The organism is Streptomyces sp. NPDC059906, from assembly GCF_042730645.1.
Lineage (GTDB): Bacteria > Actinomycetota > Actinomycetes > Streptomycetales > Streptomycetaceae > Streptomyces > Streptomyces rubrogriseus.
Window position 1 is genome coordinate 22,957 of the sequence record NZ_JBHWKU010000040.1, and the last position, 22,363, is coordinate 45,319.

Consider the following 22,363-nt stretch of genomic DNA (forward strand, 5'->3'; position numbering starts at 1 on the left):
ATCAGGGGCCGAGGGGTTCCCTCCCCAGCGCCGTCCGCAGGGCCAGCGGGGTGGCGGCGGCCCAGGCCTGCGGCGAGCAGGAATGCGGGTAGGGAACGGGCGCGGCGGTCGCCGAGCGGTCGTATCCCGCGAGGACCTCGGGGAGCCGGTGGCCGTGGTGGGCCGCCGCCGCGACGAGTCCCTCGGCGACGGTGCGCACCTCCGCGGTGAGGCCCTGCCGGGCCAGGCCCAGGACGACGACCGCGTTGTCGTGCGGCCAGGCGCTGCCCCGGTGGTACGACAGCGGGTGGTACGGCCGCTGCCCGGCGGCGAGGGTCCGGATCGCCCAGCCGGAGAAGAAGTCCGGCTCCAGCAGTCGCCGGCCCACCCGGCGGGAGCGCTCCGGGCCGAGGATCCCGGACCACAGCAGGTGCCCGGCGTCCGAGGCCAGCGCGTCGACCTGGCGGCCGTCGCCGTCCAGCGCCAGGGCGGGGAAGTCCGCGTCCGGCATCCAGAAGTCCGCCGTGAAACGGTTCCGCAGCCGGGCTGCGCTCTCTCGGAGCCGGCGGGCGTAGGCCTCGTCCCGCCAGACGCCGGCGGCGAGGTCGGCGGTGCGCAGGAGTGCGTCGTAGGCGTATCCCTGCGCCTCGCAGACGGCGACGGGCCCCTCGGCCTGGGTTCCGTCGCGGAAGCAGACGGCGCCGGCGGAGTCCTTCCAGTTCTGGTTGACCAGTCCGCCCGGGTCGGGGTCGTACACGAGGTATCCGTGCTTCTCCAGGCCGCCGTCGGTGAGCATCCAGTCCACGGCCCGGCGGGCGTGCCGTTCCAGGCGTGCTGCCAGGGTTCGGTCGCCGGTCGCCTCGTGGTGGGCGTGGAGCAGGACGAGGAAGAGCGGGGTGGCGTCGACGGCGCCGTAGTACCGGCCGTAGGGGACCTGCCGGAAGTGGGCGAGTTCGCCGTGCCGGGTCTCGTGGACGATGCGTCCGGGCTGCTCGCCGCTGAACGGGTCGTGCCGCCGGCCCTGGGTGGCGGCGAGCGCGCTGAGGACGGCGGCGGCCGTCGCGGGCCGGTACGGCAGCAGGAAGTAGGCGGTCAGCAGTGAGTCGCGGCCGAACAGGGTGAGGAACCACGGGATGCCGGCGGCCGGGACGCGCACGTCTTCGCCGTCGACGCCGGGGACCGGGATGGTCAGCAGGTCGATGTCGGCGAGTCCGCGTTCGCAGGTGCGCGTCAGGTCGTCCGTCGCGACGTCGGACCGGTGCGGATGCCGTGCGGCGGAGTCGGAAGCGGAGTCGGCGGAGGCGGAGGCGGAAGCGGCGGGTGCGGGGACGGCGGGCCGGGGCCGTCCGTGCGGGTGGGCGCGAACGGTCAGGTGCAGGTCGGCGCGGCCGTGCGCGTCCAGGGGCAGGTGCCAGGTGAGGGTCCGGGCGGTGTCGCCCGGCCGGGCCGGTGCGGGGGCCACCGCGTCCGGGGCGGGATCGCAGGTGATTTCCGTCCGGGCGTGCCAGTCGGCCCTGCGGTAGCCGAAGAGCACGCCGTCGGCGGTGGCGCGGCTGTCGTACTCGGCGCCGGGCTTGGCGTAGTGGCGGTCGTCGGCGCGGAGTTCGAAGAGGTCGGCGAAGTCCGCGCCGACGGTGAGGTCGAGGCGGGCCGTCACGGCGTCGGGGCGGTTGCCGACCAGGCTCAGGTGTTCGGTGAACGTGCCGGCGGTGACGCCCTGCCGTCGGAAGACGGTGTACGCGGGCGACTTGTCCCGGGTGCCCTCGGGGGTCAGCACAGCGGCGGCCGTGTCGTCGGTCTCCGGCGTGGCGGGCACCAGCGCGGTGGGGGCGGTGCCGTCGACGGCGAGGTGCCAGCGGCTGAGGTGCCGGGCGTCCTGGACGAACAGCCCGTCGGGTGCCGATCCGCGGGTGCCGCTGATCTCCCCGTCGGGGTGGAGGCGGACGAAGGTGGCGTCGCGCACCAGTTGGACGCGGGGGTCGGCCGCGGTCATGGTCCGGCCTCCTTCGGGTCGGTGCTCAGCAGGTCGAGGGTGAGGGCCGCGGTCCAGGAGAAGTGCCGGGTGCCGCGGGCCGCGCCGGTGGAGGGGTCGACGTACTCGGCGAACCCGGAGCGTCCCGCCTGGGCGAGGAAGCCGGTGCGCAGGCGCTCGGCGTCCTGCTGGAAGCCGTGGGTGCGCAGTCCCCGCTCGATCAGCCAGGCGGTGTTGAACCAGGCCGGTCCGCGCCAGTACCGGGTGGGGTCGAAGGCGTGGCCGGTCAGGTCGTAGCTCGGGACCAGGTGCGTGGCCGGGGCGCCGAAGTGCGGTCCGGTGAGCGTGCTGTGCAGGCGCCGGACGATGTCCTCGGGCAACCGGGGGACCAGGAGCGGGATCAGACCGCTGACGGTCCGCTCGTCGACCGGTGCGCCGGTGTGCAGGTCGCGCACGCGGAACAGGCCGGCCTGCTCGTCCCAGAGCCGGTCCACCAGCGCCCGGGTCAGCCCGGCGGCCCGCTCGGTGTGCCGCTGCCCGGGCAGGCCCAATTCGCGTGCCATGGCGGCCAGGGCCAGCTCGCTGACGATCAGCAGCGCGTTGAAGGCCGGGTCCTCCACGGCGAACCGGTGCCGTACGACGCGGTCGTCGTAGCCCGCGTCCCGGTACTCGGTGGCCAGCCGGACGTAGCGGCCGTAGTCGAGGTTGGTGGGCCGGTCGGCGGGGTGGCCGTGGTCGAGGTCGGCGCGCCGGAAGGTGTCGGGCGGGCTGGGTTCGACCCGTTGCAGGGGCCGGTCCCAGCTGGGGCTGTTGTCCATGCCGGGTTCCCAGGGGTGGACGACGGCCGCGAGGCCGCCCCCGCCGAGGTCGCGGCGGTCGAGCAGGTAGTCGTGCCAGGCGGCGAGCCTCGGTTGGACGCGGGCGAGGAAGCCGCGGCGCCGGGACTCGGCCGGGTCGGCCCGGTGGACGAGCCAGGCGGCCAGGGCGTGCACGGGCGGCTGGACGATGCCGGAGGTCTCGACGGACGAGGGGGCGCCGGCCGCCCGGCCCGCGGTGGAGGACCGCCAGAAGTCGGGGCTCGGGAAGTAGGCGTCGTGCGGCAGGGCGGGGTTGAAGACGATGTGGGGCACGCGTCCGTCGGTCCACTGGGCGGCCAGCAGGGACTCCAGTTCCCGCTGGGCGCGGCGCACCGAGAGGTGGCGCAGTCCGATGGCGACGAAGGCGGAGTCCCAGCTCCACTGGTGCGGGTAGAGGGTGCGGGAGGGGACGGTGGAGGCGCCGGTCCAGTTGTCGAGCAGGACCCGCGCCGCACCGCGCCGCAGGGTCAGGTCCGCGGGCGCGGTGGGCGCGGGCCGGTCCAGGAGGTCCAGGGGGGAGTTCACGCGCCCGACCTCTTGAGGAAGGCGGGGACGGAGCGCACGGCCTGGACGGGGTCGCCGGTCAGCCGGCATTCGAGGGCGAGGTGGCCGTCGTAGCCGACGGTGTGCAGGGCGCCGAGCCAGGCGGGCCAGTCGAGGTGTCCGGCGCCGGGCTGGAAGCGGTTGGAGTCGGAGACCTGGGCGTGGCCGATGACGTCGGCGTGGGCGACGATCGCGGCGGCGGGGTCGGTCTCCTCGATGTTCATGTGGTAGCTGTCGATGCCGATCCGGACCGAGTCGAGGCCGACGGCGCGGATCAGGTCGGCGGCCTGGTCGAGCCGGTTGACCATGTGGTCCTCGTAGCGGTTGAGCGGCTCCAGGAAGAGCGTGACGCCCTCCCGGCGGGCGTGCTCGCCGAGTTCGGTGAGCCCGGCGAGGAGCACCTCGCGGTCCTCCTCCTCGGTGCGCGGCGGTGTGAAGGGCGGCAGGCGCCGGGAGAACATGCCGTACGAGGCGGGGGTCTGGGCGCCCACGCCGCCGACCTCGGCGATCACGGTGAGCTGGGACTTCATCTGGGCGACGGCGTCGCGGCGCAGATCGTCGTCGAAGGCGCCGAGGAAGTGCAGCATGTCGACGCAGACGGTCGGCATGACGACGCCGTCCTTGTGGGCCTGCCGCAGTTCCTCGCGCCGGGCGGCGAAGTGGAAGTCGCCCTTGCCGCGCAGTTCGATCGCGTCGTAACCGGCCTGCTGGGCGAAGTCCCACTTGGCCCGCAGGGTGTCCCCGGGCAGGAGTTGTTCCTGAACGGCGGTCTTCAGTGCGGTCTTGAGCATGGGGGTGCCTCTGCCTTTCGGGGCTCTCAGAATTCCAGGACGACCTGCAGCGCCTCGGCGGGCCGCTCGTCCAGCAGTACGTAGGCGTCGGCCGCGTCGGCGACGGGGACGACGTGGCTCACCAGGGAGTCGACGTCCACCTGGCCCTCGGCGACCAGGCGCAGGAAGGTCTGCTGGAGGCGTTCGACGCTCCAGCGGTTGGACAGCTGGGGCGGGACGCCGCCGATCTGGGAGCAGATCAGCTGGACCCGGTTGTGGTGGAACTCGTCGCCCAGGCGCAGGCCGATGCCGTCGCCCTGGTAGAAGCCGGAGGCCACCACCCGGCCCCCGGCCGCGACCGAGCGCAGCGCCTCGTGCAGGGCCGGATAGGCGCCGCTGATCTCGATGGCGAGGTCGGCGCCGAGGCCGCCGGTGGCCTCGCGGACGCGTTCGGCGACGGCGTCGGTGCGGGCGTTGAGGGTGTGCTGGGCGCCGTACAGCTTCGCCGTCTCCAGGCGGCCGTCGAGGGCGTCCACGGCGGTGACGCGGGCGCCGCTGAGGCGGGCGAGGCGGGTGGTGAGCAGGCCGATGACGCCCTGCCCGAACACGGCGACGTCCTCGCCGAGGTGGATGTCACCGGCCAGGACGGCGTTGTACGCGATGGCGCCGACCCGGGCGAAGGCCCCGGCCAGCGGTTCGAGACCGGCCGGCAGGGTGTGGCCGACCATGCGCTCGGCGGGGACGATGCCCTCGCTGCGGTGACCCCAGATGCCCCACACCAGGTCGCCGGGGACCGGCAGCCCCGGGGTGCCGGTCAGCTCCGGGGAGACCTCGACGACCTCGCCGACCTCGGAGTAGCCCCAGCCGGCCACCGGGTACTCGATGCCGGGCGCGCCGTCGCGGAACAGGCGCGCCTCGGGGTCCCAGGTGCGGGTCAGGTACGGGTTGGTGCCGCGGTAGGCGGTCAGCTCGGTGCCGGCCGAGATGCCCGAGTAGCGGGTGCGGACCCGCAGGTGGCCGGGGGGCAGTTCGGCCCCGGTGTGCTCGGCCACCTCCACCTGGCGGGGGCCGGTGAACTGGACGACGCGCTCAACGGATGACACGGGCGGCACGGATGACACGGACGACTCCGGAAGGGTTGCTGATGCGGTTGCGTCGACAATATCCGCAACTTATGTCTTGTCAACAAGCAAAAGTGATGCTGTGATGCGTGGCGAGCAGACGTAAGCGGAACGAGGACACTCCATGCGCATCAGGACCCTGCGGTCGAGGACGACCGCGGTCGGCGTCACGGCAGCCTTGGGAATCGGGTTGCTCTCGGGCTGCGCCAGCAGCACCGGGCCCGGCAGACCGGACCGGGAGATCACGGTCTGGTCGCAGGAGAACCTGCCCGACCGCGTCGCCGCGACGCAGAAGGTCATCGACGGGTTCGAGAAGAAGAGCGGCGTCAAGGTGAAGCTCGTCGGGGTCGACGAGAAGCAGATGCCGCAGCTCATCATGTCGGCGGCGGCGTCGGGCACGCTGCCCGACGTCATCGGCGCGGCCCCCATGGGCCAGGTCTGGCAGATGTACAGCAACGGCCTGCTGAACACCGACATCCCGAAGCGGATCGTCGACGGGCTCGGACGTGACACCTTCAACGCCAACGCGCTGGAGCTGACGTCCGACGGCGGCACCAGTCTCGGCGTGCCCTCCGACGCCTGGCTCCAGCTGCTGGTCTACCGCAAGGACCAGCTCGGACAGAAGGGCCTGCCCGCTCCGGACACGTACGCGAAGGCGCTGGCCGCCGCCAAGGCGCTCACCACCAACGGCCACGACGGCATCTCGGCGGCCACCGACCCCAGCGACGCCTTCACCTCCCAGAGCTTCGAGAGCCTCGCCCTGGCCAACGACTGCCAACTGGTCGACGACCGGCACGAGGTCGCCCTCGACTCCCCGCGCTGCGAGGAGGCCTTCCGCACCTACGACCAGCTGGCCCGCGCCTACGGCGCCCCGGGCACCCAGACCGTGGACTCCACCCGCGCCACCTACTTCGCGGGCCGGTCCTCCATGGTCATCTGGTCCTCGTTCCTGCTCGACGAACTCGCCGGGCTGCGCAAGGACGCCCTGCCCAGCTGCCCCCAGTGCGCGAAGGACCCGCGGTACCTGTCGGACAACAGCGGCATCATCACCGCCATGAAGGGCCCCGACGCCAAGGAGGCGGCCCAGTTCGGCGAGATCACCTCGTGGGTGACGACCAGGACGGCCGAGACGGCGGCGTCCCGCGAGTTCATCGAGTACATGATGGGCACCGGCTACGAGTCCTGGTTCGGGATGGCGCCCGAGGGCAAGATCCCGGTCCGCAGGGGCACGTCCGCCGAGCCCGAGCGCTACCTGGACGCCTGGCGGCACAGCGAGATCGGGGTCGACACCCGCAAGCCCCTGGACGAGGTCTTCCCCCGGTCCCTCCTCGACCAACTCGCCGACGGCGTCAGCAACATGCGCCGCTGGGGCATCACCCAGGGCGAGGGAGCCCTCGTCGGCGCCACCAACGGCGAACTGCCCGTACCGAAGGCCGTCGGCGCCATGACCAGCGGTCAGAGTTCGCCGTCCGAGGCGGCCCGCGATGCCGACGAAGAAGTCGCCGCACTCAAGAAGTCCCTGCAGTAGCCGCCCGCAGCCTGCACATCACGAAGGTCTCTCATGCCCACAGCCCCAGCCGGCGCGCCGCAGCGCCGGGACACCAGCCGCCGGTCCACGGACCCGTCCGGGGGCCGGTCCCCCTCCCCGGCCCGGCGCCCGCTCACCGCGAGCCGGCGCGCCAACCGCGCGGGACTCGCGTTCGTCTCCCCCACCTTCCTCGTCGTCCTCGTGGTCGTCGTACTGCCCATCGCGTGGACCGTGCTGCTGGCCTTCCAGAAGGCCAGGCTCGTCGACATCCAGGGCATGGGCCTGTTCGGCAACTGGTCCCTGGACAACTTCTCGCAGGTCTTCGACTCGGCCGGCTTCTGGTCCAGCCTCGGCACCACCCTGCTGTACACGGCGGGCGCCACGCTGGGCTCCGTCGTCCTCGGCCTGGTCGCCGCACTCGCCCTGCGCAAGCCGTTCAAGGGGCGCGGGCTGCTGCGCGCGGCGATGCTGCTGCCGTACGTCGCGCCGGTCGTCGCCGTGGCCTTCGTCTGGGAGGTCGCGCTCAGCCCGCAGTACGGCGTGGTCAACGACTGGGGCCGGCGGCTGTTCGGCTGGGACGACCCGATCGCCTTCCTGTCGACCCGCGAGTACGAGGTCGACCTGCTGGGCCTGCACTTCGACATCCCGCTGGCGCTGCTGACGGTCATCGTCTTCGAGTGCTGGCGGTACTTCCCCTTCGCGTTCCTGTTCATCCTGGCGCGATTGCAGGCGGTCCCCGACACGCTGGAGGAGGCCGCGCTGGTCGACGGCGCCACGCCGAGCCAGCGGTTCCGGCACGTGCTGCTGCCCCAGTTGATGCCGGTGATCGCGCTGCTGTGCGTGCTGCGCTTCATCATGACGTTCAACAAGTTCGACGACGTCTACCTGCTCACCGGCGGCGGCGCCGGCACCGACGTGGCCGCCGTGCGCGTGTACGACTTCCTCACCGCCCGCTACGACGTGGGAGCGGCGGCCGCGCAGGCGCTCGTCCTGGCCCTCTCGCTGATGATCCTGCTGGGCTTCTACTTCAAGTTCTTCGGCAACAAGGTCCAGGAGGAAGCGTGAGTGGCAGGACGGCCCTGACCCGGGCCCGGTTCGAGGAGAGGTTCTTCGGCGTCGCGCGCTGGATCGTCATCGCGTTCCTCGCCGTGATCACCCTCCTGCCGTTCTACTACATGGTGCTGCTGTCGCTGAAGCCCATCGACGCGCTCCTGCTCGATCCCGGCTCGCTGTGGATCTCGGCCAAGGACTTCACCCTCTCCACCTACCAGGACGTGCTGCGCTCCACCGACGACGGCGGTCAGGGCTTCCTGAAGTTCCTGCGCAACTCCGCGCTGGTCTCGCTCGGCACGGTGGTGCTGACCCTCGTGGCCGCCGTGCCCGGCGCCTACGCGGTGAGCCGGCTGAAGTTCTTCGGCCACCGCCAGGTCAGCGCCCTCTTCCTGGCCGTCTACATGTTCCCGGCGACGCTGCTGGCCGTGCCGCTCTTCGTGATCTTCGCGAAGATCGGTCTCTCCTCCAGCCTGGTCGGTCTCGCCATCGTGTACGTCGCGCAGACCGTGCCGGTGTCGATCTACATGCTGAAGAACTACCTCGTCACCATCCCCGCCTCCATCGAGGAGGCGGCCGCGCTGGACGGCTGCTCCCGCCTGCAGACCGTGCGCAAGGTGATCCTGCCGCTGGCCCTGCCCTCCCTGATGGCGACGGGCCTGTACGTCTTCATGATCGCCTGGAACGAGTTCCTCTTCGCGCTGCTGTTCCTGGCCGCCGACCCCGGCCAGTGGACCGTCTCCCTGGGCCTGGCCCAGCTGTCCAACGGCATCGAGGTGCCCAAGACCGTCCTCATGGCCGGTTCCGTGGTGCTCACGATCCCCGTGGTACTTCTGTTCTTCGCCGCGGAACGCCTGCTCACCGAGGGGCTGACCAGCGGCGCCGACAAGAGTTGAGCCGTGGGGGACTCCATGATGACGTCAAGTCAGGCCAGCGCCGGTGAACTGCTGCACCTGATCCGCAGCGGCCGTGCCAACACGCGGGCCGACCTCCAGCAGGCGACCGGCCTGTCCCGCTCCACCGTCGGACAGCGCCTGGACCTGCTCAACCGTGCGGGGTGGCTGCGCCACAGCACGGGCACCTCCACCGGCGGGCGCCCCTCCCACCGGATCGTCTTCGACCCCGGCCACGCCTCGGTCATCGCCTTCGACCTGGAGACCCGGCACGCCCGCGCCGCGGTGCTCGACCTGGCCGGCAACATCCTGGCCGAGCACACCGGTCCGATGGACGTCGGCGCGGGCCCCGACCGCGTCCTTCAGGGGCTGGCCGACTGGTTCCCGGACCTGATCGCCGCGGCGGGTGTCCCGGCGTCCCACGTGGCGGGCATCGGCCTGTCCGTCCCCGGTCCGGTCGACTGGGAGTCCGGGCGGGTGATCGAGCCGCCCATCATGCCCGGCTGGGACCGCTACCCCATCCGGGAGCGGCTGCAGGAGGCGTACGCGTCCCGCCTGGACCTGGACCCGGCGGCCACCGGGACCGTGCCGGTCCTCGTGGACAACGACGCCAACCTCATGGCACTGGCCGAGTACCAGGCCAACCACCGCGACTGCGCCTCCTTCGTGCTCCTGAAGGTGTCCACCGGCATCGGCGCGGGTGTCGTCATCGGCGACCGCCTGTACCGGGGCATCGACGGCGGGGCGGGCGACATCGGGCACATCCGCCTGCACGACCGGTCCGACGCGCTGTGCATGTGCGGCTCCCACGGCTGTCTCGCGGCCGTGGCCAGTGGCCGGGCGATCGCCGGGGAACTGGCCGCCCTCGGCCACGACACCGCGTCCGGACGGGATGTCAGGCGGCTGCTCAACGAGGGGCATCCGGACGCGGTCCGGCTGGCCCGCGAGGCGGGACGGCGGGTGGGCGAGGTCCTGGTGACCGTGGTGACCCTGCTCAATCCCGGCGTCCTCATGATCGCCGGGGAGCTGGCCGGGGTGCCCTTCCTCACCGGTGTGCGGGAGTTGGTCTACCAGCGGGCGATGCCCCGCGCGACCGCCAACCTCCAGGTCGTCACCTCGCGGCTCGGCGACCGCGCGGGTCTCGTCGGAGCCGCCGCCATGGTCGTCGAACACCTCTACTCCCCCGCCGGCGCCGACGCCCGGCTGGACCGCCTCGCCTCATGACCCCCTCATCCCATGACCGCCTCGCCCCATGACCGCCTCCCGCCGTTCCCGGCGGATCGCCGAAAGACCTTCGAAGACAGGAACGCCGTGACCGCTGCCCCCGCCCCCTGGACCGACCGGCCCGTCGAGGTCGGGCTCGTGGGTGCCGGCCCGTGGGCCCGCGCCATGCACGCCCGGGTGCTCGCCGCCGGTCCTGAGACCCGGCTCGCCGCGGTCTGGGCCCGCCGTACCGAGGCCGCCCGCGAGACCGCCGCACCCTACGCCGCTCATGTCGCCGCCGACTTCGAGGAGTTGCTGGACCACTGCGAGGCCGTGGCGTTCGCCGTGCCGCCCGCCGTCCAGGCCGAGCTGGCGCCGCCGGCGGCGAAACGGGGCAAGGACCTGTTGCTGGAGAAGCCGCTCGGCCCCGATCTGGCCGCGGCCCGCCGGGTGGCCGACGCGGTCGCCGAGGCAGGGGTGGTCTCCCAGCTCGTACTGACCAAGCGCTATCACCCGGCCACCCGGGCCTTCCTCGAGGCCGCCCGCTCCTTCGAGGCGGTCGGGGCGCGCTCCTGCTACCTCCACGGTGCTTTCCTGGAGGGGGAGTTCGCCACCGGCTGGCGTCTGGAGCACGGCGCCCTGCTCGACCTGGGTCCCCATCTGCTCGACCTGCTGGACGCCGCGGTCGGCCCGGTCGCCGCCGTCCGCGCCACCGGCGACCCGCGCCGCTGGGTGGAGCTGACCTGCGAGCACGAGAACGGCGCCGTGAGCCAGGCCTCGCTGTCCGGTTCCGTGGCCGTCCCCCGCGCGCTGACCCGCGTCGAACTGTTCGGCGCGGGCGAGCCCCTGGTCTACGACACGGCCGGCCTCGACCACGAGGAGTGCTGGCCCGTCCTGCGCCGCGACTTCGCCACGGCCGTCCGCACCCGTACGCCGACGCCGGTCGACGCCGGACGCGGTCTGTACCTGCAGAGCCTCCTCGACCGGGCCGTGCACGGCTGACAGGGGTCAGTCGAGGACGGCGGTGGCCTCGACCTCGATCAGGTGCTCGGGCACGTCCAGTGCCGCGACGCCCAGCAGGGTGGCCGGTGCGGCCGGGGTCGCCCCCAGCCGGGCGGCCGCCCGTTCGATGCCCGCCAGCAGCAGGGGCATCTTGTCGGGCGTCCAGTCGACGACGTGGACGTTCAGCTTGGCGACGTCCGCGAAGGAGGCACCGGCCGCCGCCAGGGCGGTGGCGACGTTGAGGTAGCACTGCTCGGCCTGCGCGGCCAGGTCTCCTTCGCCGACCGTGACGCCGTCGGCGTCCCAGGCGACCTGCCCGGCGACGAAGACCAGCCTCGATCCGGACGCGATCGACACCTGCCGGTAGACGTCGGCCTCGGGCAGCCCGCCGGGGTTCACCAGGGTGATGGCCATGTCTTCGCTCTCCTTGCCCATGTGCTCTCTCGTGGTTACTCGGGAACCGTAGGAGAGTGGCCGGCGACATGGAAGAACGCACTTTTCGGTGATTGGGGAACCCCGGGGTGACCGAACAGCTCAGCGGGTCGCGCGACGAGGATCAGGCGCGTCGGCGGTCGGGGCCGCGGAAGACGGCCAGTCGCAGGACGACGAAGCGCACGACGGTGACGGCGACGGACGTGGTGGCGAGGACCGCGGTCTCGGCGGCGGGCGAGGCGTCGGGCCGCCGGTGCGTGAACCACAGCACGGCACCGGAGGTGACCAGGTAGCCGAGCAGGAAGAGGCCGCCCGCTCCGAGGTGTGCGCGGGCCGGTTTCGTGGCGGCGTGGCGGAACGTCAGGCGCCGGTTGGCCTCGGTGTTCAGCACCGTCAGGACGAGGAGCGAGACCAGGTTGGCGACCGCCGGGGGCGACCACGGGCGCAGCCCCCAGTAGAGGAGCGCCTGGCCCGCGGTCGACGCGACGCCGATCGCGACGAACCAGCCGACCTCCCGCGACCACACCGCGCGCCCCACCCGTCCGATCCGTCCGATCCGTCGACCAACTCCCCCGGTGGCGCAGCGTACTACGACGCCACCAGGCGCTTTGCCTTTTCTTTGCCCGTCGGGAACCCTGTGGTTCCCGGCCGCGTTCATCGTGGTGACCGCGGGAAATCGCGGCCGAGGACAGACCGATGGACAGCGACAGAAGCCGAGGTGGCACGAGTGGCGATGTGGGACAAGATCAAGGACCAGGCCAAGACCTTCCAGCAGTCCCAGGGCACTCGGGGAGCGAGCGGATCCGGCCAGGGATCGCACGGGCCCGCGGGGGGCGGCAGGCCGGGCTCGTCCTCCGGCGGTTCCAAGGCCCAGCTGATCGGGATGTTCAAGTCCCAGCTCGCCTCCGCCAAGAGCGAGCTGAAGAGCGGCGCCTACCGGGACGCCAGCATGGCCATGTGCGCGCTGGTCGCCGCCGCGGACGGCCGGGTGGAGCCGGCCGAGCGGCAGCGCGTGGAGGAGCTGATCGTCTCCAACGAGGTGCTGCAGAACTTCCCGGCGGACCAGCTCCGCCAGCGGTTCAACCAGCACGTGGACCGGCTCCTCGCCAACTTCGAGCAGGGCAAGGCCGAGGCCCTCCAGGTGATCGCCAAGGCCGCCAAGAAGCCTGCGGAGGCCCGTGCGGTCGTGCAGACCGGGATGGTGGTCGCCGGGGCCGACGGCTCCTTCGAGCCGTCCGAGCAGTACGCGATCCGCGAGGCGTGCACCGCGCTGAACGTCCCGCCCTCGGAGTTCGGCGTCTGATCACCCCTCGGCCCGGCGCCGGTGCGCCGCGACCCGCTCCCGGGTCGCGCAGCGGCGTGAGCAGTAGCGGCGCTCCGGACCGCTGCCCCGGGCGATGAAGACGTTCCGGCAGCTGCCGGAGGCGCAGATCCTGCCGGGAGGGCGTTGGCGGTCCCAGACCAGGACCGTCAACGCCAGGCAGGACGAGGCCAGGAACCATTCGGGCCACGGTGCGTCGTCGGCACGGTCGACGTGCGGGTGCCAGGGAGAGCCGCCCTGGTGGGACGAGAGGCGCAGACGTCCCGTGTGTGCGCCGAGGAGGCGGTTCAGGACGTGCGCGGCGGCGTCGGCGGACTCCGCCGCGAAGACGTCCCGCAGCAGGGTGGCGGCCTCGCGCATCCCCGCCACGTCACGGGCGGTGAGGTCGAGGGGCTCCTTCTCGCCGTAGGCGCGCAGCACCTCGGCGACCGCTTCGACGGCGGGGCCTTGGCCGATGTCGGAAGGGCCCGCGGCGAGCAGCACGTTGACGAGGGCGGCGGTGCGCCGCGCCGTGGCCGGCACGGAGTGCCTCGTGGACCAGTCGGGCTCGTGGACGTCGGCGTCCGGATCGGCGCCGTGGGACATGGGCACGGGCCGAATGTAACGCATATTGCGGAGTTTTGAGTTACCTCCGTAACGTCTTCCCGGTGCCGAAGGGTTACTCGCTACGCTCCTACCTGACCGCGGCGACGGCGGCGCGCGCCGGGGACGAGATGTCCGGACCGGCGCTGCTGCTGGCGGGGCTCGCCGTCACCGGTTCGACCACCGACGCGTCGGCGCTGCTCGCGGGCATCACGGTCTCCGCGGCGGTCGGCGGGCCGCTGCTCGGGGCGCTCCTGGACCGGGCGGGGCGACCGGGTCGCCTGCTGGCGGGCGCGCTCGCGCTGTACGCGACGGGGCTGATGGCGATCCTCGCCGGGCTCGGCCGACTCCCCATGGCCTGCGCCCTTCCGCTCGCGGTGCTCACGGGGCTGCTGGGCCCAGCACTGTCGGGCGGCTGGACCGCCCAACTCCCCCGCGTGTCGGATCACGCGCGGCTGCCCCGGGCCAACGCGCTGGACGCGATGACCTTCGGCGTGGCGAGCCTGGCAGGTCCGGCCCTGGCCGGTGGCGTGGCCGAGCTGCTGGGAGCCTCCACGGCCCTCGTACTCGCCGCGGCACTGATCACGGCGGCGGTGCCCGCCGCGTGGCGGTTGCCCGCGCGCCCCGTCCGTGACCGGGGCTCCCGGCCGGCCCCGGTGGCGGGCGCCCTCGCCGCCGGGTTCCGGGTCGTCCTGCGGCGCCCGCTCCTGGCCCGGGCGACCCTCACCTCGGTCGCCTCCTGCGCCGCCCAGGGCATGCTGGCGGCCTGCGTCCCGCTCCTCGGCGCACTGTGGTTCGGCGCGGCCGGGCGCGGCGTCCTGCTGTTCTCCGGCGCGGCGGTGTCCGCCCTGGCGGCCAACGCCGTCCTCGCACGGCGCCCGCTCACCGTCGCCCCCGACACGGTCGTCCGGGCGGGCGCCCTGGTCCAGGCGGGCGCGCTGCTGCTGGCGGCGACGGGCCGGCCGGTGGCGCTGGTGGCCGCCGTGCTCGTCCTCGGCATCGGCGAGGGCCCCCAGCTCACCGCGCTGTTCGCGGTACGCCACCGGGAGGCCCCGGAGCACCTGCGGGGCCAGGTCTTCACCACCGGGGCGAGCCTAAAGATCACCGCGTTCGCCCTGGGCGTGGCGGTCGCCGGCCCCCTGGCCGCGTGGTCCCTGCCGGGCACGCTGACGCTGGCGGCGGGGACGGCGGCGGGCGGGGCGATGGCTCTCGGCCGGCAAAGCGTTTGACGGCCGTCGGCGCCGAAGGGTCGGATGAGGGCCATGAGTTCAGGGCAGACGCATCCGGACCGGTGCCACGTCGACGAGCGTCTGGTACGGCGCCTGGTCGACGGGCAGTTCCCGCGCTGGTCGGGCCTGCCCGTCGAACGCTTCCCCTCCGGCGGCACGGTCAACGCGATGTACCGGCTGGGCGAGGACATGGTCGTACGGCTGCCGCTGATCGAGGGCGGCGTGGCGGACGTGGCGACGGAGCGGGCGTGGCTGCCGCGGCTGTCGCCCCTGCTGCCGACCGCGGTGCCCGAGGTGCTCGGGGCAGGGGCGCCGGGCGACGGGTACCCCTGGCCCTGGTCGGTCTACCGGTGGCTGACCGGGGAGATCCCCGAGGCGGGAGCGCTGGCCGATCCCCTGCGGCTGGCGGAGGATCTGGCCGCCTTCGTGGCGGCGATGCGCGGCATCTCCCTGCCCGACGCGCCGAAGGCGTACCGCGGTGGGCCGCTCGCCACGCTCGACACGCCGACGCGGGCCGCGCTCGACGAACTGCGCGCCCTCCCCGAAGAGGACGTCGACTGCGACGCGCTGGCCGCCGTGTGGCAGGACGCGCTGCGCGCACCGGCCTGGGAGGGGCCGCCCGGTTGGCTGCACGCGGACCTGATGCCGGGCAATCTGCTGGTGAGCGGAGGCAGGCTGTCCGCGGTGATCGACTTCGGGTGCATGGGGGTGGGCGATCCGGCCTGCGACCTCTTCCCGGCGTGGAATCTGCTGCCGTCCGGCGCGAGGAGGGTCTTCCGCGAGGCACTCGGCGTGGACGACGCGACCTGGCGGCGCGGCCGGGGCCGCACCCTGTCCCAGGCGCTGATCGCCCTGCCGTACTACCGGAAGACCAACCCCGCGATGGCGGGCAACGCCCGGCACGTGATCCGGGCGGTGCTGACGGAGGCGGAGGACGGCTAGGGGAAGCGGCCCTCCGCCGGGTCTGTCCACCCGCCTAGGGCTCGATTCCCACGCCCTCGATCCTGCTCCACGCCCGCTCCTGGGCGGCCGTCATGGCGGGCCAGGCGAGACCGCCCGGCCGGGGCCGCACCCGTGAGGCGTACGGAGACGGGCGGAAGCCGGGATCGTAGAAGCACCCCTCGCCGTATGTCGCGTCGAAGGCGGCGCAGGAGTCGGCGATCGAGCGCGGGCTCGGCCTGCGACCGGTGCGCACCCAGGAGTCCAGCGCGGAGATCGAGGTGGCGTACTCGGAGTCGCTCAGCGAGCTGTGCTCGTGTTCCCGGGTGAAGGTCTGGACGAGGTTCCGGTCCCGGCCGGCGCCCCGGAGCGTGGCGCGGTAGGCCGCCTCGTGCTCCACGAACGCCGTCGGGTCGTCGATGGCGTGCAGGGTGAGGACGGGCAGGGAGACCCGGCCGGTGAGGTCGCTGTCCCAGGACAGGTCGCGCCGTGCGGTGGGGTCGGCCGAGAAGCGCTCGACGCCCGCGTTCAGCGCCTTGTCGTCGTGTGAGCCGGAGTAGCGCACGCCGCGGTTGCTCCAGGGGTTCCGCCCGCCGAGCCGGTTGGTCACGATGTCCCGGAACGTGAAGGTGGCGAACCGCAGATGGGATTCCAGGGTGCGCTCGGGGATGCCGGTGACGGCGAGGATGTCGTCGAGGTTGCGCTGCTGCGCCCGGGTCCGGTCCGCCGGTTCGGCGGCGTAGCCCGTGCACTCCTGGAGGCGGGCGCGCAGGCCCGCGGTGGTCATGGTGGAGCCGGGGCGCAGACCCTGCCACAGCGGGTACTGCGGCTCGCTCGGGCGCGGATGGTTGTGGCAGTAGTACTGGTAGACCACCCGCAGGTCCACGCGGTAGTCGTAGCCGCGTGAACCGCCGCCGAGTACGCCGTTGGTCAGCAGCACCCCGTCGTAGGCGCCGGGGCGCCGGCCGTAGGTCTCGGCGGCCTTGGCGGCGACGTTCCCGCCCCAGGACTGGCCGTGCAGGTAGGTGTGTTCGGGCCGGCCGAACCGGTGGGTGAACAGGCGGCGCACGTTCTCGGTGTCGGCGGCCGCCATACGGGCCCCGTAGCCACCGCGCCGGTAGGAGGAGGCGGCCCAGGCGTATCCCTGGTCGACCATCACCGCCCAGCGTTCCAGGTCCTCGGTGCTGCGGGCCGGGTCCGAGGCGTCGCCGAGGTCGGGGCCGCCGTGGGCGTGCACGACGAGGGATCCGTTCCAGCGGTGGGGCACGGCCATCGTGTAGTAGGCGCCGCTCGCGTCCTGGCCGGTGTAGCAGGTGGCCTTCTCCGCGAGGGCGGGCGGGCAGTCGGCCACCGACGGCTGTCCGGCCGCCGGCTGTCCGGCCGCCGGCTGTCCGGCAGGCGGCTCTCCGGCCGCTCGGGCGGGGGCGGCGGAGACGTTGCCGAGGGTGCCGAGGAAGACGGCGGCGAGCGCGGCGGCCACCACCGCCGGGCGGCTTCTGCGGTGGGTGGGCCGGGTGTCGTGCGCGGGAGCGGGGGGTGTGGTCAAGGTGCGGCTCCTGTACGTGCTGCTGCGGGCGGGCGCGAAGTTGCGCTGCGAGCGGGGATGTTAGGAATCCCCCGGATCCGGAGCCACCCCTTCGGCCGTTGCGTTCATAGTGTTCGCCGAGTCCCGCCCGCCCTGAACTCCGCGCGTTCCTGCGTGGCCTCTTGACGCCCCATTGGTCTCTACCTATCGTCACCGCCCAGTCGAACGTTCAGAACAACACTCAACGTTCACGTACTCGAACGGATGGACCCCCCACATGTCCTCTGCTCCCCCGCGCCGTCACCGCAGATCCCGCGCCGTCCTCCTCACCACCCTCACCGCCGCACTCACCGGCGCCCTGTTGACCGGGCCCGGATCGGCCATCCCTCGCGCGGACGCCGCACCGGCCGCGTTCACGCACCCCGGAGTCACCGTCTCCGAGGGGCAACTCGACTTCGTCCGCGCCAAGGTCGACGCCGGGGCCCAGCCCTGGAAGGGCGCCTTCGACCAGATGATGGCGAGCAGGTACGCCGACCTGAACCGCACCCCGAAGCCCCGCGCGGTGGTCGAGTGCGGTTCCTACTCCAACCCGAACCACGGCTGCACCGACGAGCGCGAGGACGCCATCGCGGCCTACACCAACGCGCTGGCCTGGTACCTCACCCGGGACGAGCGGTACGCCCGCAAGTCCATCGAGCTGATGGACGCCTGGTCCGCCGTGCTCCGGGACCACACCAACAGCAACGCACCGCTGCAGACCGGATGGGCCGGGTCCTCCTGGCCCAAGGCCGCCGAGATCATCAAGTACACGTACGGCGGCACCTGGGCGGACTCGGACCGCTTCGCCACCATGCTCCGCGACGTGTACCTGCCCGAGATCATCAACGGCTCCAACTCCAACGGCAACTGGGAGCTGACGATGACGGAGGCCGCCGTCGGCATCTCCGTCTTCCTGGAGGACCGGGCGGCCTACGACAAGGCCGTGGCCAGGTTCCGCACCCGCACGGCCGCGTACGTGTACCTGAACTCCGACGGAGCGCTGCCGAAGACCGTGCCGAGCCAGCACCTCGACACCCGGGACAAGATCGTCAAGTACTGGCAGGGCCAGTCCACCTTCGTCACCGGCCTCACCCAGGAGACCTGCCGGGACTTCACCCACACCGGGTACGGCATCTCGTCCATCTCGCACGTCGCCGAGACCAGCCGGATCCAGGGCCAGGACCTGTACGGCACCGACGTCGGCGAGCGGCTGCGGCACGCGCTCGGCTTCCAGGCCAAGTACCAGCAGGGGGCGGCCGTCCCGAGTTGGCTGTGCGGGGGCGAGGTGGACCTCGGCCTGGGCCCGGTGACCGAGGTCGGCTACAACGCCCTGCACAACCGCCTCGGCTTCGCCATGACCAACACCCAGGCCCTGACCGAGCGCACCCGCCCCTCGGGCACGAACAACCTCTTCGTCGCCTGGGAGACCCTCACCCACGGCGACAACCCCGCCTAGGCCCGGTCGGAGGCGGGCCGACGCCCGGTCAGCTGTCGTAGTCCACGGTCAGCTTCTCGGAGACCGGGTACGACTGGCAGGTCAGGACGTAGCCCGCGTCGACCTCGGCGGTTTCGAGCGCGTAGTTGCGGCGCATGTCGACGCTGCCGTCGGTGACCAGGGCCCGGCAGGTCCCGCAGACCCCGCCCTTGCAGGCGAAGGGCAGGTCGGGGCGGGTCTGCTGGGCCCCGTCGAGCACCGACCGCTCCCGGGAGAGCGAGGCGGTCGTCGAGCGGCCGTCCAGGGTGATCGTGACCTCGCTGACGGGGCCCTCGGGGCCGCTCTCCTCGTGGCGCACCTCCCGCACGGGCTCGTCGTCGGCGTAGAACAGCTCCCGGTGGACGCGCCCGGCCGGGACGCCGAGGCCGGTCAGGACCTGCTGGGCGTCGGCGACCATGCCCTGCGGTCCGCACAGCCACCAGTGGTCCGCCCGCTCCACGTCCACCAGGGAGCCGATGAGCGCCGCGAGCCGTCCGGCGTCCAGGCGGCCGGAGAGCACCTCGGCCTCGCGGGGCTCGCGGGAGAGCACGTGGGCGAGGTGGAAGCGGGTCGGGTGGAGGTCCTTCAGGTCGGCCAGCTCGTCGGCGAACATCACGGTGTCCGTGCGGCGGTTGCCGTAGAAGAGGGTGACGGTGGAGCGGTCGTCGGCGGCGAGCACCGACTCGGCGATGGACACCATCGGCGTGATGCCCGAACCGGCCGCGATCAGGACGTGGTGGCCGGGGGTGGTGAGGTCGGGCGTGAAGAGGCCGGTGGGCGCCATCACCTCGACGGTGTCGCCCGGCCGCACTTCGCCGACCAGCCACGCCGAGAACAGTCCGCCCGGCACCACGCGGACCCCGATGCGCGGCGCCGAACCGGCCGGGGCGCAGATCGAGTAGGAGCGGCGCTCGTCCCGGCCGTCCACCTCGCGCCGCAGGGTGAGCGACTGACCGGGCGCGAAGACGAACTCCCCGGCCAGCTCGTCGGGGATCTCGAAACTCACGGCCGCCGCGTCCACGCACAGCCGCTCGACGGCGGCGACGCGCAGACGGTGGAAGGCGGGCCGGCGGCGGGTGCGCACCGGGGCCGCCGGGACGGGGGCGGTCGGGGCCATCAGATCTCCTTGACGTACTCGAACGGCTCGCGGCAGGCCCGGCAGCGCCACAGCGCCTTGCAGGACGTGGCGGCGAAGCGGGAGGTCTCCTCGGTGTCCGCCGAGCCGCAGCGGGGGCAGGGCACCGCGGGCCGGGTGGGCGACAGCACCAGGGAGACCGGGCCGCGGGGCGCGGCGCCGGGCGGGGCGATCCCGTGCTCGGCGAGCTTGCCGCGGCCTGACTCGGTGATCCAGTCGCTGGTCCAGGGCGGGTCCAGGACGGTGCGGATCTCCACGCGCGGATAGCCCGCCGCGCGCAGCCGTGCGGCGACGTCCGCCCGCATCTCGGCCATGGCCGGGCAGCCCGAGTAGGTGGGGGTCAGGCTGGCGACCACGGTGCCGTCCCCGTCCACCTCGACGTCGCGCAGGACGCCGAGGTCGGCGAGGGTCAGCATGGGCAGCTCGGGGTCGGGCACCTGCTCGGCGACGTGCCGGGCGCGGCGCGCGTTTGGGAGCGCGGGGTCCCGCATCACCATGTCGCCTCCGGGTGGGCGCGGGCGACGCCCTGCAGCTCGGTCAGGAGCGGCGCCAGGTGTTCGGTGTGCTCACCGGCGCGGCCCGAGCCGGGCAGCGGCCGGTACACGGGCAGGGGCAGGCCGGCGGCCTCCGTGACCTGGCGCAGGTCGTCGGCGACCTCGTCCCGGACGTCGTACGCCGTGTGCAGCTCGCCCAGGTACGGGGCGGCCTCGTCCAGCGCGGCGCGCATCCTGCGGTGCGACTCGTCCGTGCCGTCGCCCAGGCGCACGCACCACTCGGCGGCGTACTGCCGGTGGTACGTCAGCTCCTTGACGCCCTTGGCGGCGACCGCCGCGAGCACCGGGTCGGGGTGTGTCTCCAGGCGCCGGAAGTGGGCCAGGCGCCAGCTGGAGAGGAGCAGCAGCCGTACGACGGCGAACGCGAAGTCGCCGCCCGGGAGTTCGGCCAGTCGGACGTTGCGGAAGTCGACGGCGTCGCGGAAGTAGGCGTACGCGTCCTCACCGCGGCCGGTGCCGTCGGCCTGACCGGCGCGCGAGTAGAGCAGGCGGGCCTGGCCGAGGAGGTCGAGCCCGATGTTGGCCAGCGCCACCTCCTCCTCCAGCTCGGGCGCGCGGGTGACCCACTCGGCGAGCCGCTGGGCGCTGACCAGGGCGTCGTCGGCGAGCGCCACGCACTCGGCGGCCAGCGCCGCGGCGTCGACCCCCTCGGGCACGGTGGTGTCGACGCCGTGCAGCGGGTCCTCGAAGCCGGTGCCGTAGGCCCAGCGGTTGTCGTCCTCGTGCCCCTCGGCCAGGGTGAGGTAGACGTGGTCGTCACTCATGCCCTGCTCCTAGATGTGCGGGACGTCGTCGGGGATGTCGTAAAAGGTCGGGTGGCGGTAGACCTTGTCGGCGCTGGGGGCGAAGAAGGGGTCCTTCTCGTCGCGGGTGGAGGCGGCGATGTGCTCGGAGCGCACCACCCAGATGCTCACGCCCTCGTTGCGCCGGGTGTAGAGGTCGCGGGCGTGGGTGAGCGCCATGGCGTCGTCGGCGGCGTGCAGCGAGCCGACGTGCACGTGGTTGAGGCCGCGCTTGCCGCGCACGAACACCTCGTACAGCGGCCAGCCCTGTTTCCCGGGCTGCTCTGGCTGCTCTGGCTGCTCTGGCTGCTCTGGCTGCTCGATGCTCATGCCGCCGCTCCCTTCTCCGCGCGGGCGGCCTGTTTGGCGGCGTGGGCGGTGGCCGCCTCGCGCACCCAGGCGCCCTCCTCGTGGGCGGTGCGCCGCCGCTCCATCCGCCGGTCGTTGCACGGACCGTCGCCCTTGATGACGCGCATCAGCTCGTCCCAGTCGGGGGTGCCGAAGTCGTGGTGACCGCGCTCCTCGTTCCAGCGCAGCTCCGGGTCGGGCAGGGTGACGCCGAGCTTCTCGGCCTGCGGGACGGTCATGTCGACGAAGCGCCGGCGCAGCTCGTCGTTGCTGTGCCGCTTGATCTTCCAGGCCATGGACCGCGCCGAGTTGGGCGAGGCGTCGTCGGGCGGGCCGAACATCATCAGGGACGGCCACCACCAGCGGTTCACCGCGTCCTGGACCATCTCGCGCTGGGCGTCGGTGCCGCGCATCATCGTCATCAGCAACTCGTAGCCCTGCCGCTGGTGGAAGGACTCCTCCTTGCAGATGCGCACCATCGCGCGCGCGTAGGGCCCGTACGAGCTGCGGCACAGCGGCACCTGGTTGCAGATCGCGGCGCCGTCCACGAACCAGCCGATCACGCCGACGTCGGCGAAGCTCAGGGTCGGGTAGTTGAAGATCGACGAGTACTTCTGGCGTCCCTCGATCAGCCGCTCGGTGAGGTCGTCGCGGTCCGCGCCGAGTGTCTCGGCCGCCGAGTACAGGTACAGCCCGTGCCCGGCCTCGTCCTGGACCTTGGCGAACAGGATCGCCTTGCGGCGCAGCGACGGGGCCCGGGTGATCCACTCGCCCTCGGGCTGCATGCCGATGATCTCCGAGTGCGCGTGCTGGGCGATCTGCCGGACCAGCGTCCTGCGGTAGCCGTCGGGCATCCAGTCCCGCGGCTCGATGCGCTGGTCGCGCGCGATCGTGGCGTCGAAGTGCTCCTGGAGCCCGTCCGGCGCGTCCGGGGGCGGCGCCTCGGCGGCGTGTGTCGTGGTCATCGTCACCAGCTTCCCAACCGACCATTCGTTCGGTATCAGTGTGACGTGTTTCCGTGCGCCGGGCAAGAGCCGGACCTCGCCGGTCGCACTCTTGACAGCCCCGCCGCGTGGCTGGATTAC

General features: G+C 72.9%; 22 protein-coding genes. 9 read left to right on the forward strand and 13 right to left on the reverse strand.

Annotated elements, in window-relative coordinates; all coding sequences use genetic code 11:
• Position 1 precedes the first annotated feature (1 nt).
• The 4 genes from ACFV9J_RS36005 to ACFV9J_RS36020 are packed head-to-tail and all read right to left on the reverse strand — an operon-like array spanning position 2 to position 5,224.
• Positions 2-1,972: a glycogen debranching N-terminal domain-containing protein gene (locus ACFV9J_RS36005; RefSeq protein WP_385361733.1), complete on the reverse strand. Its 1,971-nt coding sequence runs from the start codon at positions 1,970-1,972 to the stop codon at positions 2-4.
• Positions 1,969-3,333, reverse strand: a complete 1,365-nt coding sequence (locus ACFV9J_RS36010) for an amylo-alpha-1,6-glucosidase (RefSeq protein ID WP_385361735.1) — start codon at positions 3,331-3,333, stop codon at positions 1,969-1,971. Before ACFV9J_RS36010 ends, ACFV9J_RS36005 begins: the two co-directional genes overlap by 4 nt.
• Positions 3,330-4,142 (reverse strand): sugar phosphate isomerase/epimerase family protein, encoded by an 813-nt coding sequence (locus tag ACFV9J_RS36015; protein ID WP_385361737.1) that lies wholly within the window; start codon positions 4,140-4,142, stop codon positions 3,330-3,332. The genes ACFV9J_RS36010 and ACFV9J_RS36015 overlap by 4 nt, the downstream gene beginning before the upstream one ends.
• A 26-nt stretch (positions 4,143-4,168) precedes the next feature.
• Complete coding sequence (locus tag ACFV9J_RS36020; protein ID WP_385361739.1) at positions 4,169-5,224, reverse strand: zinc-binding alcohol dehydrogenase; 1,056 nt, start codon at positions 5,222-5,224, stop codon at positions 4,169-4,171.
• A gap of 142 nt (positions 5,225-5,366) precedes the next feature.
• On the opposite strand from ACFV9J_RS36020, the gene ACFV9J_RS36025 reads away from it, so the two are divergent.
• The 5 genes from ACFV9J_RS36025 to ACFV9J_RS36045 all read left to right on the forward strand — a co-directional run bounded on the left by ACFV9J_RS36025 (position 5,367) and on the right by ACFV9J_RS36045 (position 10,918).
• Positions 5,367-6,770: an ABC transporter substrate-binding protein gene (locus tag ACFV9J_RS36025; protein ID WP_385361741.1), complete on the forward strand. Its 1,404-nt coding sequence runs from the start codon at positions 5,367-5,369 to the stop codon at positions 6,768-6,770.
• 33 nt (positions 6,771-6,803) lie between these two features.
• Positions 6,804-7,835 carry a carbohydrate ABC transporter permease gene (locus ACFV9J_RS36030; RefSeq protein ID WP_385361743.1) on the forward strand — a complete coding sequence of 344 codons (1,032 nt, stop codon included), beginning with the start codon at positions 6,804-6,806 and terminating at the stop codon, positions 7,833-7,835.
• Positions 7,832-8,716 (forward strand): carbohydrate ABC transporter permease, encoded by an 885-nt coding sequence (locus ACFV9J_RS36035; RefSeq protein ID WP_385361745.1) that lies wholly within the window; start codon positions 7,832-7,834, stop codon positions 8,714-8,716. The genes ACFV9J_RS36030 and ACFV9J_RS36035 overlap by 4 nt, the downstream gene beginning before the upstream one ends.
• 18 nt (positions 8,717-8,734) lie before the next feature.
• Positions 8,735-9,937 (forward strand): ROK family protein, encoded by a 1,203-nt coding sequence (locus tag ACFV9J_RS36040; protein WP_385361812.1) that lies wholly within the window; start codon positions 8,735-8,737, stop codon positions 9,935-9,937.
• A gap of 87 nt (positions 9,938-10,024) precedes the next feature.
• Positions 10,025-10,918, forward strand: coding sequence for a Gfo/Idh/MocA family protein (locus tag ACFV9J_RS36045; RefSeq protein WP_385361747.1), 894 nt, complete (start codon positions 10,025-10,027; stop codon positions 10,916-10,918).
• A 6-nt stretch (positions 10,919-10,924) separates the two neighbouring features.
• On the opposite strand, the gene ACFV9J_RS36050 is transcribed toward ACFV9J_RS36045, so the two are convergent.
• Together ACFV9J_RS36050 and ACFV9J_RS36055 are read right to left on the reverse strand one after the other, a co-directional pair.
• A complete protein-coding gene (locus ACFV9J_RS36050) occupies positions 10,925-11,332 on the reverse strand; it encodes a RidA family protein (RefSeq protein WP_385361749.1) in 408 nt (135 codons plus the stop codon).
• Positions 11,333-11,474: 142 nt separating this feature from the next.
• Positions 11,475-11,888: a GtrA family protein gene (locus ACFV9J_RS36055; protein WP_385361751.1), complete on the reverse strand. Its 414-nt coding sequence runs from the start codon at positions 11,886-11,888 to the stop codon at positions 11,475-11,477.
• A gap of 189 nt (positions 11,889-12,077) precedes the next feature.
• On the opposite strand from ACFV9J_RS36055, the gene ACFV9J_RS36060 reads away from it, so the two are divergent.
• Entirely contained in the window at positions 12,078-12,653 is a 576-nt protein-coding gene (locus ACFV9J_RS36060) for a tellurite resistance TerB family protein (RefSeq protein ID WP_385361753.1), read from the forward strand.
• On the opposite strand, the gene ACFV9J_RS36065 is transcribed toward ACFV9J_RS36060, so the two are convergent.
• On the reverse strand, positions 12,654-13,256 hold the full coding sequence (locus ACFV9J_RS36065) for a CGNR zinc finger domain-containing protein (protein WP_385361814.1): 603 nt from the start codon (positions 13,254-13,256) through the stop codon (positions 12,654-12,656).
• Positions 13,257-13,318: 62 nt separating this feature from the next.
• Here ACFV9J_RS36065 and ACFV9J_RS36070 point away from each other — a divergent pair, with 62 nt between their 5' ends.
• Both ACFV9J_RS36070 and ACFV9J_RS36075 read left to right on the forward strand, forming a co-directional pair.
• On the forward strand, positions 13,319-14,482 hold the full coding sequence (locus tag ACFV9J_RS36070; RefSeq protein WP_385361755.1) for an MFS transporter: 1,164 nt from the start codon (positions 13,319-13,321) through the stop codon (positions 14,480-14,482).
• A 33-nt stretch (positions 14,483-14,515) separates the two neighbouring features.
• Entirely contained in the window at positions 14,516-15,424 is a 909-nt protein-coding gene (locus ACFV9J_RS36075; protein WP_385361757.1) for an aminoglycoside phosphotransferase family protein, read from the forward strand.
• 34 nt (positions 15,425-15,458) lie between these two features.
• On the opposite strand, the gene ACFV9J_RS36080 is transcribed toward ACFV9J_RS36075, so the two are convergent.
• The gene (locus ACFV9J_RS36080; RefSeq protein WP_385361759.1) at positions 15,459-16,967 is read right to left on the reverse strand and encodes a DUF6351 family protein; all 1,509 of its coding nucleotides are present in this window, start codon (positions 16,965-16,967) and stop codon (positions 15,459-15,461) included.
• Between the two features lie 256 nt (positions 16,968-17,223).
• Here ACFV9J_RS36080 and ACFV9J_RS36085 point away from each other — a divergent pair, with 256 nt between their 5' ends.
• The gene (locus tag ACFV9J_RS36085; protein ID WP_385361761.1) at positions 17,224-18,441 is read left to right on the forward strand and encodes an alginate lyase family protein; all 1,218 of its coding nucleotides are present in this window, start codon (positions 17,224-17,226) and stop codon (positions 18,439-18,441) included.
• A gap of 28 nt (positions 18,442-18,469) precedes the next feature.
• Here the strand turns inward: ACFV9J_RS36085 and paaE are convergent, their stop codons facing one another.
• The 5 genes from paaE to paaA are packed head-to-tail and all read right to left on the reverse strand — an operon-like array spanning position 18,470 to position 22,243.
• Complete coding sequence (gene paaE / locus ACFV9J_RS36090) at positions 18,470-19,576, reverse strand: 1,2-phenylacetyl-CoA epoxidase subunit PaaE (RefSeq protein ID WP_385361763.1); 1,107 nt, start codon at positions 19,574-19,576, stop codon at positions 18,470-18,472.
• Positions 19,576-20,091: a 1,2-phenylacetyl-CoA epoxidase subunit PaaD gene (gene paaD / locus ACFV9J_RS36095; RefSeq protein ID WP_385361766.1), complete on the reverse strand. Its 516-nt coding sequence runs from the start codon at positions 20,089-20,091 to the stop codon at positions 19,576-19,578. The genes paaE and paaD overlap by 1 nt, the downstream gene beginning before the upstream one ends.
• Positions 20,085-20,912: a 1,2-phenylacetyl-CoA epoxidase subunit PaaC gene (paaC, locus tag ACFV9J_RS36100; RefSeq protein ID WP_385361768.1), complete on the reverse strand. Its 828-nt coding sequence runs from the start codon at positions 20,910-20,912 to the stop codon at positions 20,085-20,087. The genes paaD and paaC overlap by 7 nt, the downstream gene beginning before the upstream one ends.
• Before the next feature lie 9 nt (positions 20,913-20,921).
• Positions 20,922-21,260 carry a 1,2-phenylacetyl-CoA epoxidase subunit PaaB gene (gene paaB, locus ACFV9J_RS36105; RefSeq protein ID WP_385361770.1) on the reverse strand — a complete coding sequence of 113 codons (339 nt, stop codon included), beginning with the start codon at positions 21,258-21,260 and terminating at the stop codon, positions 20,922-20,924.
• Entirely contained in the window at positions 21,257-22,243 is a 987-nt protein-coding gene (paaA, locus tag ACFV9J_RS36110) for a 1,2-phenylacetyl-CoA epoxidase subunit PaaA (RefSeq protein WP_385361772.1), read from the reverse strand. Before paaA ends, paaB begins: the two co-directional genes overlap by 4 nt.
• Between the last annotated feature and the right edge of the window lie 120 nt (positions 22,244-22,363).